Source organism: Streptomyces sp. NPDC030183, assembly GCF_055573455.1.
Window position 1 is genome coordinate 1 of record NZ_JBVIBK010000034.1, and the last position, 13,167, is coordinate 13,167.

The window sequence follows — 13,167 nt, forward strand, 5'->3', positions numbered from 1 at the left end:
CCTGGTCCGCTGGCTCGGCTCCGGACGACAAGACTCCCTCCTCTCCGTGGAGAACACCGTCGGCGTCGCCAACCCCGGAGGTGAAGCCGTATGAACACCGCCACCGCTCACGCTGCCTCGGCGCTCCATCCGGCCGGTACGAACATCGAAAGGGCCTTGCGATGACTGACATGCTCACCGCTCCCTCACAGGAGTCGGCCGTCCTGGAATCCGTCCCTCGTGGTTTCCTCGCGCACGACTGGCGACCCGCCACCGGTGGCCGCACCTTCGAGGTGCGCAACCCCGCCACCGAGGAAGTCATAGCCACCGTCGCCGACTGCGGCCCGCAGGACGCGGTGAACGCGCTGGACGCGGCGGCCGCGGCTGCCGACCAGTGGGCCCGCACCAGCCCACGGGACCGTGCGACCGTCCTGCACCGGCTCACCGACAGCCTGATCGAACACCGTGAGCGTCTGGCCCGGACCATCACTCTGGAGATGGGCAAGACGATCACCGAAGCCCGGGGCGAGGTCGACTACGCCGCAGCCTATTTCCGCTGGTACGCGGAGGAGGCGGTCCGTCCGCACGGGCGCAGCACCCCTTCCCCGGACGGGAGGAGTCACATCGTCACCGTCGCCGAACCGGTCGGGCCCTGCCTGCTCATCACTCCTTGGAACGTGCCCCTGGCCATGGCCGCCCGCAAGGCCGCCGCGGCCCTGGCCGCCGGCTGCACCGCGGTGCTGAAGCCGGCCGCGCTCTCCCCGCTGTCCTCCCTGGTGCTGGGTGAGTTGGCGCGTGAGGCCGGCGCGCCACCCGGTGTGCTGACCGTGATCACGAGCAGTGACGCGGCAGCGGTCACCACGGCGCTGCTGTCCGATACACGGCTGCGCAAGCTGTCGTTCACCGGGTCCACGGCGGTCGGCAGGCTGCTGTTGCAGCAGAGTGGTGCGCGGGTGCTGCGCACTTCGATGGAGCTGGGCGGCAACGCGCCGTTCCTGGTCTTCGACGACGCCGATCTCGACCTCGCGGTCCGGGAAGCGATGATCGCGAAGATGCGGCTGGGCGGCCAGTCCTGTGTCGGCGCCAACCGGTTCCTCGTCCAGGAGGGAATCGCCGACGCGTTCGCCGCGGCGTTGGGCGAACGGATCGCCGCCCTCCGGGTGGGTGCCCCGGAGCAGGAGGGCGTCGACCTCGGCCCGCTGGCCGACCACCGCGCGGTGGACAAGGTCCGCCATCTCGTCGAGGACGCCGTGGCCCGTGGCGCGGTCGTCGTCGCGGAGGCGGACATCCCTGACGGGTCGGGCCATTACGCGGCGCCGACCGTGCTGGACCACGTCCCCGCCGACGCCGCGATCATGCACGAGGAGGTCTTCGGCCCCGTCGCCGCCCTCCACCGCTTCTCGACCGAGGCCGAGGCCATCGCCGTGGCCAACGACACCGAGCACGGCCTCGCGTCCTATGTGATGACGTCCCACGTCGACCGCGCCCGGCGGGTCGCCGCCCGGCTGCAGGCCGGAATGGTCGGCATCAACCGGGGCCTGGTCTCGGAGGTCGCGGCACCCTTCGGTGGGATCAAGCAGTCCGGTCTGGGCCGTGAGGGCGGACCCGAGGGCCTCCACGAGTACCAGCAGCTCAAGTACCTGTCGATGCCTGGATTCCACACCTGAGCAAGCCGAGTTCGGGGCGCCGTCGACCGCGTCCAGCCGCTCCGCGAGACCGGCGATCCCCGCAGTCACGGCAGTCCGGCGGGGACGCACGGTCTTCCCCGCCGGACTGCCGCCTGGTCGGCGGGCACATGCCCGCCCGACCGCCTGCGGGCGTGCTGTCCGATCGGCGTGCCTAAGTCTCCGTCGTCCTCGTCCCGGCGGAGGTCTCCGTCTCGTCGGCGCCGGCCTGGGACGCGGGGCCGGGGGAGGGGCGCCAGGTTCTGGGGCCGCCCTTCAGGCGTTCCAGTGTGCGGGTCAACTGCTGGAAGGGGGACGTCGACTGCGTCGCGGACGGCTGCTGCTCGGCGGGGGCGACGGCCCCGGCCGACTCGCGGTACACGGCGAGCGCCTCGTGCGCCCGTTCGGCTGCCTCCCGGTACAGGTCACGGGACTGGGTCATGGCCTCCAGCGCCTCGGCGTACATCGCCACCAGCTTCCGCTCCCGGACGAGTTCCTCCTCCAGGGTGAGCAGCTGCCAGTTCTCCCGCAGCGCGGTGAGGGCGTCGTCGGCGCCGTCCGGCAGGGGCCGGGGCAGTGCCGCGAACCGCGTCACCGCCGCGACGAGGTCGGCCGGCTCCGAACCGTCCAGGAACACCGCGCGCACCGCGAACTCCCCGGCGCCGTACCCCTCGGGCTCAGCGTCGCCGGGCAGCACCACGGCGCCGCCGCGCGGGACCTCCACGTCGAACTCCCGCAGCGCCCAGTTCACGACGCGCAGCTGGTGCGGGGCGGCACGGTGCTCCACCACCCGGTGACGCAGGCCCGGCGGCAGCCACCGGGCCAGGGGCAGCCGGCCCCGCTCGTCGGTGGTCATCGCCTCATGGACGACGACGTGCACGCACCACCCGGCGTGCCCGGCGTCCCTGAGCAGGCGGCGGGCCTCCTTGTCGTCCTCGGGCAGGGCGTTGATCCTGGTCGGCGACAGACCGGTGGCGGCGTCGTGGTCCCAGTCGCCGTACTCAGGCCAGAACCGGGTGACGGGAGAGGGCCACGCCGGGTCCCACGGCTCCTCCGCCTCCGCGACGATCGTCCACTCCCGCCCGGCGCCCAGCTCCGGCGCGAGGCTCAGGCGGGCGCGCACCGTCACGTCGCCGCAGACCCGCCAGCGGGCCTGGAAGACCGTCTCGGGGGAAGCGCCCTCGGTGGCGGGCGGTTCGGGCAGTTCCAGGAAGTCGTCGATGACCCGGCTGTCCTTGAGTCGGCGCAGGGTGTGGCGGACGACGTCCTCCGCGTCGGGTCCTACGTGGCGGCCGCGCGCCGGCCACACCGTGGGAGGCGTCATGGGACGAGCTGTGGGGGAGGCAGGCATGAGTCCATCGGGGAGCAGGGGCATGTGCGCCTGCCAGTATCGTCGTCGCGGCCCGGCGGAGATCACCGGGGGCCCCGCCGGCCCCCGCGTCCGCCCCGCGACCGTCTTCGTGGTACCTACCGCTCCTCACCTCCCCGATCGGCCTGCGGCTCACGTCCCGCGACGACGTCGGTCACGCCGGACTCGTCGGCCGTGTCATCACCCGGACGGGGTGTGCCGCGACCGCCGGCCTGACCGCCGCCGGTGCTGCCGTAGCCGCCCGGTACGCCGGGGACGCTGTCGGCGTCGGCCTGCTCCCGGCTGATGTGCCGGGTGGCGCGCACGCCCGCGCGCCGCTCCGCGTACGGATAGCTGAAGGGACGAGCGGCGGCGCGTGCCTCCTCGGCCGCCTCCGCCTGCTCGGCCCTGTCCTGGGGGTCTGGTGTCCTGCCTTCAGTCATGCGCTCCGCGTACCCAAGCGCGGCTGTGCCATGTGAACCGGCCCAGCCCCGCAGTACGGCCCGACCCATGTGGTCGTGCACGGATTTACTTGAGTTGGGCAACGATATGTCGAAATGGGTGCATGTCCCCGTCGCCGCCGTCCCTCGACCCCGCTTCCCCGGAAGTGGTCGAGATCGAGCGATCCCTCACTCGCATCACCTACCTGAGCACCCGGGCCCGGGCGCATGAGCGTCTGATGAGCCTCGCCGGGGTCCCGCTGGACCGTGCCGCCGTGGCGCTCCTGCGGCAGATCGCCGACTCCCAACCGTCGCGCCCGGGGGAGCAGGCCAACAGGCTGGGCGTCGAGGCATCGCACGTCACCCGCCTGCTCCAGCAGCTCGAGAAGTCCGGTTACGTCAGCCGCGTGCCCGACCCGGACGACCGCCGCGCCCAGCGCATCGAACTCACCCCTGCCGGTCAGCAGGCCATCGAGCGTGCCCGAGGCCGGTGTACGCGGTATGCAGATGGCCCTCGCGGACTGGTCGTCCGGCGAACTTTGCCGGCTCGCCGGCCTCTTCCACCGGATGGTCGACGACTTCCTCGCCCACGCGGACCGTTGATCGCGCTTGAGTCGGCGCACTTAAGCACGGCACAAGCCGCATCCGCAGACTCCTCCGTGTCGCTTCACCGGCGGCGAACTCCGATCCACGCGGGTCTCACACGGAGGGCAACGTGATCCCAGGTCTCCTTCCCGTCCTTCCGCTCCTCCCTGGCGGAGGCGACGCCAAGGGTGCCGGTGTCCGCGCTGATCTGGGCGGTCGGTGCGTGCCGTCGGCGGATCAGCGGTGACCACGTTCTCCGGTCGGCGGTTCCCGCGCTCATCGTCGCCTGCGCTTCTTGCCTCGGTCACCGATGAGTTCCTGGCCGAAGCCCACGATCAGCCCGGGGCCCTCGCGGCGCTGAGCGGTCCGGGACTCGACTGGTCCGGAGCTTCGGGCGTGGCCGATCTCGCGCATGGTCGGCCGCTCCGGCCCACGGCGGCCGTACGAGTGGCCTCGATCACGAAGACCTTCACCGCTGCGGCGGTCCTGCGGCTGGTCGAGTCGAACCGGCTGGGCCTGGACGACCCGATCGCTCCGCTGACGTCCGGGGCGATTCTCGACGCTCTCCGCGAGGGTGGCTATCGGACCGACGACATGACGGTCCGTCGCCTTCTTCAACACACCGCCGGGCTCTACGACTTCGGCGCCGACGCCGACTACGACCGCGAGGCATTCGCCCGGCCGGCCCATCGCTGGACCCGCTTGGAACAGATCCGCTGGGCGATGCGCCACGGCAGGCCGGTGGCCGCTCCGGGTGCGCGATACCACTACAGCGACACGGGATACAGCATCCTCGGCGACATCCTGGAGCGTGTGACCGGCGATTCGCTCGCCACCGCCTACCGCACGCTGCTCGACTTCGAACGGCTCGGCCTGGAGTCGGTGCACCTGGAATCCCTGGAACCCACGCCGCCCGCGGCGGCCGAAAGAGCGCACCAGTACGTGTATGACACCGACCTGCTCTCGGTCGATCCGTCCTGCGATCTGTGGGGCGCCGGCGGACTGGTCTCCACCATGCGCGACCTGGCGTGCTTCGTCCGCGCCCTGTTCGGCGGAAAGGTCTTCCAGCACCCCGGGACTCTGGCCGCCATGCTCCGGACGGTGCGGGCCCAAGGCGCGGAGACCGGCGGCATGGGGATCTTCAGGCTGCCGCTCGGGCCGGGCGCCTGGTGGGGCCACGCCGGATTCTGGGGCGTGGTGATGGCGTACAACCCCGAGTACGACCTGGCGGTGGCCACCACCGTCACCCGGCGTCCGGAAGAACACCCCGAGGAGCAGTACGAACTCGGGCGTCGACTGGTGAGCGCGGTCTGTGAGCGGGCCCCGTCGGCCGAACAGATCTCCCGAGTCCCTACGTCGCCGCGGGACTGAATTACTCGCTCGCATCACCGGGCGGACAGCGAACAAACGGAACACCCTACCGACCAACCCCGACAGGCGGTATTCGATGCCACGCCGCTCCCGTGCGATTCGCACGCCGGAATCGCTTTACGAACAGAAGCTCATCACCGAGGAAGAACTGCCCGAGATCCGTAGCGTCGCCAAGCGTTATGCGGTGAGCATCACCCCGGCCATACGGGAACGGATGGAAACGCCCGACGACCCGGTCGCACGGCAATTCGTCCCCACCGCGGACGAACTCGTCAATTTCCCCGAGGAGCGCGCCGATCCGATCGGCGACGACCCGTTCACCCCCGTGAAGGGCATCACGCATCGATACCCGGACCGCCTGCTGCTCAAGCCGATGCACCTGTGCCCCGTCTACTGCCGGTTCTGCTTCCGCCGGGAGGTGGTGGGCCCGGGCGAGGGCATGTTGTCCGCCGACGAGATGGCACAGGCGCTGGACTACATCCGCTCGCAGCCGGACGTGTGGGAGGTCATTCTCACCGGAGGCGACCCTCTGATGATCTCGCCCGCAAGGCTGGAGCCGATCATGACGGCGCTGGACGCGATCGAGCACGTCAAGGTCATACGGTTCCACACCCGAGTACCGGTGGTCGACCCCGACCGGGTGACCGACGCTCTGATCGAGGTGCTCGGCACCGAGACGCCCGTATGGGTGGTGGTCCACACCAACCACGTCCAGGAGCTGGGGGACGCCGCCCGCACCGCACTCCGACGGCTCAGCTCGGCCGGTATCCCGCTGCTGAGCCAGACCGTGCTGCTCAAGGGGGTCAACGACACGCCGGCGGCACTGGAAGACCTGTTCCGGACGCTCGTCGCCAATCGAGTCAAGCCGTACTACCTGCACCATGGTGACCTGGCCCCGGGCACCCACCACTTCAGGACGAGCATTCAGCAGGGCCAGGAACTGATGGGGCGGCTGCGAGGGCGGCTGTCGGGCACTTGCCAGCCCACTTATGTGCTCGACATACCGGGTGGGCACGGAAAGGTCCCCATCGGGCCGTCGTACCTGGAAGACAACGGAAATCACACGTACCGGGTGCGCGATCCGTGGGGCTGCCGCCACGACTATCCGCCCCGGCCGGTATCCGACGCCGAACCCGCTCCATTCGCGCTTTAACGAGACGCAGTCATTTCAGACTGTAATCGAAATGCGACCTCGGTCTGCCCCATCACACCACCTGATGGCAGATCCCTCAAAGAACAGGCGGACAGCATGACCGAACTGACAGAGACCTGGGACCTCTCGGACACGGAGGTGTTCACCAGATACGGCGATGTCTTCGTCCCGCGCCGCCGCGAGCAGACGACGGCCGTGTGCGACCTCCTCTCCGGTATCCCCGTCCCCCACGTGCTGGACATCTGCTGCGGAGAGGGACGGATCTCCGAGGAGTACCTCCGGCGCAACCCCGAGGGCCGGGTCACCCTGCTCGACGGCTCGCGGGAGATGCTGGACCGGGCCGCGGAGCGCCTGGCGCCCTTCGCCGGCCGGTACACCGGGCGACAGGCGGCCATCGAGGACCACGCCTGGCGGGAGGGCTCCACGTACGGCGCGGTGGTGACCTCTCTGGCGGTCCACCACCTCGACGGGGCGGGCAAGCGCACCCTGTACAGGGACATCCACGCGATGCTCGCCCCGGGCGGTGCGTTCGTGATGGCGGACCTCGTCGAACCCACCGGCGCGGCCGCCCGCACACTGGCGGGCGACCACTGGGAACAGGCCGTGCGCCAAGGCTCCCTGGAGCAGTTCGGCGGGGACGAGGCGGCGGTCGCGTTCGACAAGTCCGAGTGGAACTACTACCGGCTCCCGGGACCGGACCCGGTCGACAAACCCTCCTCGGTCGCCGAGCACCTGGACTGGCTGCGCGAGGCGGGGTTCGTGGAGGTGGACGTGGTGTGGATGTACGCGGGACACACGGTGTTCACGGCCCGACGGAAGGCGAACTGACATGGTCGAGCGGCCCAGTCGGACGATCCTGGCCAACATCGTCAGCGACATCATGGCCGAGCACCCCACGGCCGCCTATCGGCGGGCCATGGCGGCGGTGACCCCCCGAAAGCTGTGGCAGGCCGAGCCGGGCGACTGCGTGGTCATGCTCGCCCCGTGCACCCCGCAGTTCCGGGAGTACGTGGAGAGCGTCATCGGGCTGGACACCTCACAGGTCGACATCGTGGCCCCCGAGGAGGTGCGCGGCGTCCACGCCCTGGACGTCGTACGCGACCTCGGGGCCGAGGACCTCCTGGCCTCCCGCCCGGAGCTGCAGCCCTTCGTCGCCGACGGTCCGGTCCTGGAGTTCGGCCGACGGACAGGTGTCCGGGTGCTGCCGTACACAAAGCTCCCCGACGACGCCATGCTCGACGCACTGCGGCTGATCAACACCAAGCGCGGATTCCGTGAGACCGCCGCCGGCCTCGGACTGCCCGTGGCCGACGGGGGCCATGCCCAGTCACCGGCCGAACTGGTCGCCCGCGTCAAGGAATTCCTGACCACCCGGCCCGCCGCGATCATCAAGAACAACCGGTCGTCCAACGGGTTCGGCAACGTGGTGATCCGGGCCGACGGGTCCAAGGCGCCGGAGGAGCAGCTCACCGATGCCCTCGCGGGACAGGGGGAACGCGACGGCGGCTGGGTGTACGAGGAGTTCCTGCCTTTCACCGCGACACCCAGTATCGAGATGAACATCGACGACGCCGGGCCGGCGTACTTCTACAGCTGCGACCAGCGGACGGTGAACAACGCCTGGACGGGGATGGTGACTCCGGCAGAGGAAGGCCCCTTCCACAAGGACCTGATGCGGGCCGCGGAGGCCATCGGCGGCTGGCTGCACAGCCACGGTTACCGTGGGATCTTCGACGTGGACTGCGGTGTCCACGAGGGTGGATACGTCGTCACCGAGGCCAATGTCCGACGCACGGGCGGCACCTATCTGGAGGAGCTCGCCCGGCGGATGCGGCCGGGGGACTCCCCGGTGCACTGGCGCGCGGACGTCCGGCCGGGCACGGGGAGTCAGGACTTCGCGACCGCGGTGGCTCAGCTCGCCTCCGCCGGGCTCTCCGACGCGTCCTCGGCCGCACGCGTGCTGCTGACCGCCGACACACGGGCTGTGGACGGCAAGTGGCGCTACCTGGTGGTCGGCCGCGACGCGCAATCCGTGGCCGAGGCGGAGAGGCAAGCCGAACTCATCCTGGGAATCGGCTGACGCTGCCCCCCATGCCGAGCGGGGTCTGCGGTGGCCCGCTGACGGACACCGAACCGCGCGGGCACACCGCAGCCGACGGCTGGTGACCGTTCCTCAAGCACCCGCAGACCGAACCGAGGAAGACCTCCGGAAAGGCCCCCCATGAGTTGGCTGATCACCGCGACCCCGCCCACGCCCAACGGCGACCTGCACCTCGGCCACCTGTCCGGGCCGTACCTCGCGGCCGATGTGATGGCCAGGCAGTTGCGCGCCGAAGGCGCCGATGTACTGACGATGACCGGGATCGACGACAACCAGAGCTACACCGAGGCCCTCGCGGTCCGCGAGGGCGGCACCGCCACGACCACCGCGAGATGGTTCGGCGACCGCATCGTCCGCGCCTGGGAACGCGCGGGCCTGCGGTACGACGTCATCGGCCGGCCGGACCGCGACCCGCTGCACCACGAGCTCACCACGCGGATGTTCCGGAAGTTGTACGACCAGGGCGATATCGTCGCCCGGGTCCGGCCGCTGCCGTACTGCAAGCCATGTGAGCGCTGGGCGTTCGAGGCGTACGTCGCCGGTGCCTGTCCGCACTGCAAGGCACGGTCCTGCGGCAACGCCTGCGAGATGTGTGGCCGGCCCAACGACTGCGCGGACCTGATCGACCCCGTCTGCACGATCTGTGGCGCCGACTGCGAACTGAGGGACTGCGAACGGCTCTACCTTCCCCTGGAGCGGCACGCGGAAGCGCTGCGCGAGTTCTGGGCCACGACGCGGATGAACGGCCACCTCACGGCCCTGTGCCACACCATGGCCCATGAGGGGCTCCCCGAGATAGCGGTGTCCCATCCCGCGACCTGGGGTCTGCCGGTACCGGTCGACGGGTTCGGCGACCACCGGGTGTACGTGTGGTTCGAGATGGCGGCAGGCTACCTCGCGGCCGGAGCGGACGGTGAGCCGACGGGCGTCTGGGGCGGCCACCGACAGGTGGTGCAGTGCTTCGGGTACGACAACGGGTACTTCCACGCTCTGCTCTTCCCGGCCGTCATGCGAGCCTTCGACCCCGCCGTGCCGCTGCCCACGGACTTCGTCTCCAACGAGTTCTACCGGCTCGACGGTCTGAAGTTCTCCACCAGCCGCAAGCATGCCGTCTGGCTGCTCGACGTGTTGTCCGGCGTGCCCGCGGACCACCTGCGGATCCAGCTGAGCTGGGACCGTCCCGCCGTCGAGGAGACCGACTTCACCTGGGAGGGCTTTCGGGCGCGCGTCCACGACGGAGCACTCACGCGGTGGCACGGCTGGCTGGTCGCCCTGACCCGGCGCTGCGAGGCCGCCAACGCCTACCGGTCGACCCCCGGTCCTTCGGCACCCCCCGGCCCGGCCACCACTGCCGAACGGCTGCGGAACCGTACCGACGAAACGCTGCGAGCCGTCGCGCGGGCGTACCGGCCGGAGTCGTTCGCGCCGGACGAGGCGCTCGACCGGCTCGACCGGTTGGCGCGTGACGCCGCCGCCACAGGGGCGGATCTGGAGCGGCTGGCCGGCCTGACGGGGGGCCCGCACGCGGCGTTCGTGGACGGCGTGCGTGCCGAGCTGGCCGCCGCGGCAGCCTTCGCGGCCGGCCTGTACCCGGTTGCTCCCGCCATGGCGCAGCAGTTGTGGACCGCCCTCGGATGCCCGGGGTCGGTCGAGGAGAACGGCCTGAGGTGGACGCGCGACAACGAACCCGGAACCTCGGTCGGCGACCTCGCCGGGGCGTGCCCGCTCTTCCTGCCCGACGACCGGTCACGGTGAAACCGAACTCAGCGAAAGAAGAAGGTCATGGAACGGTTCGATTTCATCGGGGTCGGAGTCGGCCCCTCCAACCTGAGTCTCGCGGCTCTCGCCCAGCCGGTCACGGACCTCAGCGCGGCCTTCCTGGATGCCAAACCGCGCTTCCAGTGGCATCCGGGGCTCATGCTGCCCGGTGCGGAGCTCCAAGTGTCCTTCATGAAGGACCTCGTGACGCTGGTCGATCCGACAAGCCGGTACTCGTTCCTCAACTTCCTCGTCGAGAAGGGACGGGTGTACCGCTCGCTGATCGCCAACGGCACATCCGTGTCGCGCAGGGAGTTCGAGCAGTACTACCACTGGGTCGCTGAGCAGTTGCCCTCCGTCCGCTGGAGGCGACGCGTCAGGTCGGTGACGCTCGGGGACGGTGCTTTCGAGGTGCGGTCCGACGACGGCGAGTGCCTGAAGGCCCGGGCCCTGGTACTCGGGACGGGCAAGGCACCGGCCGTGCCGGACTTCGTGGCATCTCTGCGGGGCCCTCAACTCCTGCACAGTGACGAACTTCTGACGGTCCGTCCGAAGGTCGCTGGACAGCGGGTGATGGTGGTGGGCGCCGGACAGAGCGGCGCGGAGGTCGTCAACCACCTGCTGTCGGAGGACCGGCAGCTGCCGTCCGAACTGATCTGGGTGTCGAGCCGGGAGGGCTTCCAGCCGATCGACGACTCGCCGTTCAGCAACGAGTGGTTCATGCCCACGTACGTGGACCACTTCCACGGCCTGCCCGAGGAACGGCGCCGGACCCTCCTGTCCCGGCAGCGCCTCGCCAGCGACGGCGTCTCCGAGTCCCTGCTGCGGAACATCTACCGGAAGTTGTACCTGCTGGACATGGCCGGCGAGGGCCGGCTGGCCCACCATCTGGTGCCCTGTCGCCGTGTGATCGACGTGCGCCGACTGGCCGGTGCTCTGGCGGTCACCCTGCACGACGAGGACCGGGGCGCCACTCAACGCTGTGTGGTGGACACAGTGATCTTCTGCACCGGTTACCGCAGCGCGCTCCCCGACTTCCTGGAGCCGCTGCGCGACCGTCTCACGGACACGGACGGCAAGCTGCGGGTGGGTGAGGACTACTCGCTGAACTGGGACGGCCCGGCGGGACTACGCCTCTACGTGCAGAACTTCGCCGAAGACTCCCACGGCATCGCCGATCCGAACCTCAGCCTCGCGGCCTGGCGCAGTGCACGGGTGCTCAACTCCATCGCGGCGCGGGAGATCTACCGCGTCGACCAGGCCCAGGCCACTACCGACTGGGCCTGGGAGCCCACCTCCCCGACTCCTGAACCTACCCCCATGGCGACTCTCGTGGAGCAGCGATGAACAGACCGCTCAGGGTTCCGTACGGCGAGCCCTTGCCGGCGCCCTCCGGACTGGCGGTGGAGGAGGTGCCCGCGGCTCCCGGCACCAGGACGGCCGACTGGCCGTTCCGGACCGCCCGATTCACCGTCCCGCCCGGAGTCACCGGGGAGCCGGACCAGCACGAGGTGGCCGAACTGTGGATGGTGCGAGCCGGTGAAGGAGTCGTGCGGTCGGGCGACGACATCGTCGAACTCCGGGCCGGGGACTCGGTGTTCTTCCCGCCCTGGACACCGCATCAGGCGACAGCGGGCCCGCAGGGGCCGCTCGAGGTGTTCAGTCTCTGGTGGCGGCAGGAGGAGCGGTGATCGCGGACCTGGCCGTCGTCGGGGGCGGCATCATCGGTTCCTTCGTCGCGCACCGTGCAGCGGCGCTGCGCCCTCACTGGCGCACCCTCGTCCTGGAGCGCGACGTCCCGGCACGGGGAGCCACCGCGTGGTCGGCCGGCGCCGACTTTCCCCTGGCCGCCACACCGGAGCACAGACCCCTCGTGGAGGAGAGCCGCCGCCTGTACGACGAGTTGCGGGACACGCCCCCCGGGCTGTTCGTACGTCCGCTCCAGATGGTGTACGTCGTCGCGCATTCCCGACTCGACGACCTGCGTGCGCGGACCGTCGCCGAGCTGACTCCCACCGGAGCACAGGAGACGGACCGGATGCGCCGCATGCTGCCCGGCCTGCGGTTGAAGGCCGACGAATGCGCGGTGACTCATCGGGGCAGAGGCGCGGTGGTGGCTGCCCGCGGACTGACCGAGGCCCTGTTGACGAACGGCGTCCGCCAAGGGTGCACCGCCCTGCAGATCGGGCAGCGTGTCGAGTCGGTGGAGCGGGTCGCGGACGGCTACCGGCTGACCTCGGGCGGGAACCAGTGGCAGGCCCGCCGTGTGGTGGTCGCGGTCGGCCCGTGGGAGCTGCCCCGGCCCCTCGCCCCCGGCTTCGACGCCGCGGTGCCCGGCGCTCGCCGCAAGCGAGTGTCAGCGCTGCACGCCCAGCTGCCGGTTCGGGCTGACGACCCCCTGGTGTACTTCGTCGACGACGACCTGTTCGTGCTGCCGCTCTGCGAAGGGCAGGCGCTGGTGAGTTTCCGCCGGAACGTCTGGGACGGAGATCCGGACGCACTGGACGGACAGGCAGATGCCGCCGACCTCGAGGAGGGAGTCCAGGCGCTCGCCGCGCGCAGCAGCCGAGCGGCGGCTGCCGTCATCGGTGGACGGGCCTTCCAGGACCTGTACACCCCTGGACGGCTGCCGCTGGTGCACACGGTGCCGGACATGCCGGGACTGTCCGCCGTCGTGGGCGGTTCCGGCTCCGGGGTCCGCCTGGCGCCCGCCCTGGCGGCTCGGGCACTGGACAGCGTCCTGGACTCCGCCGCCTGACGGGCCGCGC

11 protein-coding genes and 1 pseudogene are annotated in these 13,167 nt (G+C 70.6%); 10 read left to right on the forward strand and 2 right to left on the reverse strand.

Translation table 11 applies throughout. The annotated features are described in order from the left end of the window. The first annotated feature begins 161 nt into the window (after window positions 1-161). Window positions 162-1,646 carry an NAD-dependent succinate-semialdehyde dehydrogenase gene (locus tag ACZ4Z2_RS32150; protein WP_468080838.1) on the forward strand — a complete coding sequence of 495 codons (1,485 nt, stop codon included), beginning with the start codon at window positions 162-164 and terminating at the stop codon, window positions 1,644-1,646. A 172-nt stretch (window positions 1,647-1,818) separates the two neighbouring features. Here the strand turns inward: ACZ4Z2_RS32150 and ACZ4Z2_RS32155 are convergent, their stop codons facing one another. After that, on the reverse strand, window positions 1,819-2,994 hold the full coding sequence (locus ACZ4Z2_RS32155) for a hypothetical protein (protein ID WP_468080839.1): 1,176 nt from the start codon (window positions 2,992-2,994) through the stop codon (window positions 1,819-1,821). Between the two features lie 116 nt (window positions 2,995-3,110). Further along, window positions 3,111-3,434, reverse strand: a complete 324-nt coding sequence (locus ACZ4Z2_RS32160; protein ID WP_468080841.1) for a hypothetical protein — start codon at window positions 3,432-3,434, stop codon at window positions 3,111-3,113. 122 nt (window positions 3,435-3,556) lie between these two features. On the opposite strand from ACZ4Z2_RS32160, the pseudogene ACZ4Z2_RS32165 reads away from it, so the two are divergent. The 9 genes and pseudogenes from ACZ4Z2_RS32165 (at window position 3,557) to ACZ4Z2_RS32205 (ending at window position 13,157) form a co-directional block, all read left to right on the forward strand. Next, window positions 3,557-4,034, forward strand: a pseudogene (locus tag ACZ4Z2_RS32165) (MarR family winged helix-turn-helix transcriptional regulator). Window positions 4,035-4,259: 225 nt separating this feature from the next. Then, window positions 4,260-5,387, forward strand: coding sequence for a serine hydrolase domain-containing protein (locus ACZ4Z2_RS32170; RefSeq protein WP_468080843.1), 1,128 nt, complete (start codon window positions 4,260-4,262; stop codon window positions 5,385-5,387). Between the two features lie 76 nt (window positions 5,388-5,463). Further along, window positions 5,464-6,540: a lysine-2,3-aminomutase-like protein gene (locus ACZ4Z2_RS32175; protein WP_468080844.1), complete on the forward strand. Its 1,077-nt coding sequence runs from the start codon at window positions 5,464-5,466 to the stop codon at window positions 6,538-6,540. A 96-nt stretch (window positions 6,541-6,636) separates the two neighbouring features. Next, entirely contained in the window at window positions 6,637-7,368 is a 732-nt protein-coding gene (locus ACZ4Z2_RS32180; RefSeq protein ID WP_468080845.1) for a class I SAM-dependent methyltransferase, read from the forward strand. 1 nt (window position 7,369) lies between these two features. Continuing rightward, a complete protein-coding gene (locus ACZ4Z2_RS32185) occupies window positions 7,370-8,620 on the forward strand; it encodes a preATP grasp domain-containing protein (RefSeq protein ID WP_468080846.1) in 1,251 nt (416 codons plus the stop codon). A gap of 141 nt (window positions 8,621-8,761) precedes the next feature. Continuing rightward, window positions 8,762-10,396: a class I tRNA ligase family protein gene (locus ACZ4Z2_RS32190; protein ID WP_468080848.1), complete on the forward strand. Its 1,635-nt coding sequence runs from the start codon at window positions 8,762-8,764 to the stop codon at window positions 10,394-10,396. Between the two features lie 27 nt (window positions 10,397-10,423). Next, on the forward strand, window positions 10,424-11,746 hold the full coding sequence (locus ACZ4Z2_RS32195; RefSeq protein ID WP_468080850.1) for a lysine N(6)-hydroxylase/L-ornithine N(5)-oxygenase family protein: 1,323 nt from the start codon (window positions 10,424-10,426) through the stop codon (window positions 11,744-11,746). Further along, window positions 11,743-12,090, forward strand: coding sequence for a cupin domain-containing protein (locus ACZ4Z2_RS32200; protein ID WP_468080852.1), 348 nt, complete (start codon window positions 11,743-11,745; stop codon window positions 12,088-12,090). The genes ACZ4Z2_RS32195 and ACZ4Z2_RS32200 overlap by 4 nt, the downstream gene beginning before the upstream one ends. Beyond that, window positions 12,069-13,157, forward strand: coding sequence for an NAD(P)/FAD-dependent oxidoreductase (locus tag ACZ4Z2_RS32205; protein WP_468080854.1), 1,089 nt, complete (start codon window positions 12,069-12,071; stop codon window positions 13,155-13,157). The genes ACZ4Z2_RS32200 and ACZ4Z2_RS32205 overlap by 22 nt, the downstream gene beginning before the upstream one ends. Window positions 13,158-13,167: the final 10 nt, after the last annotated feature.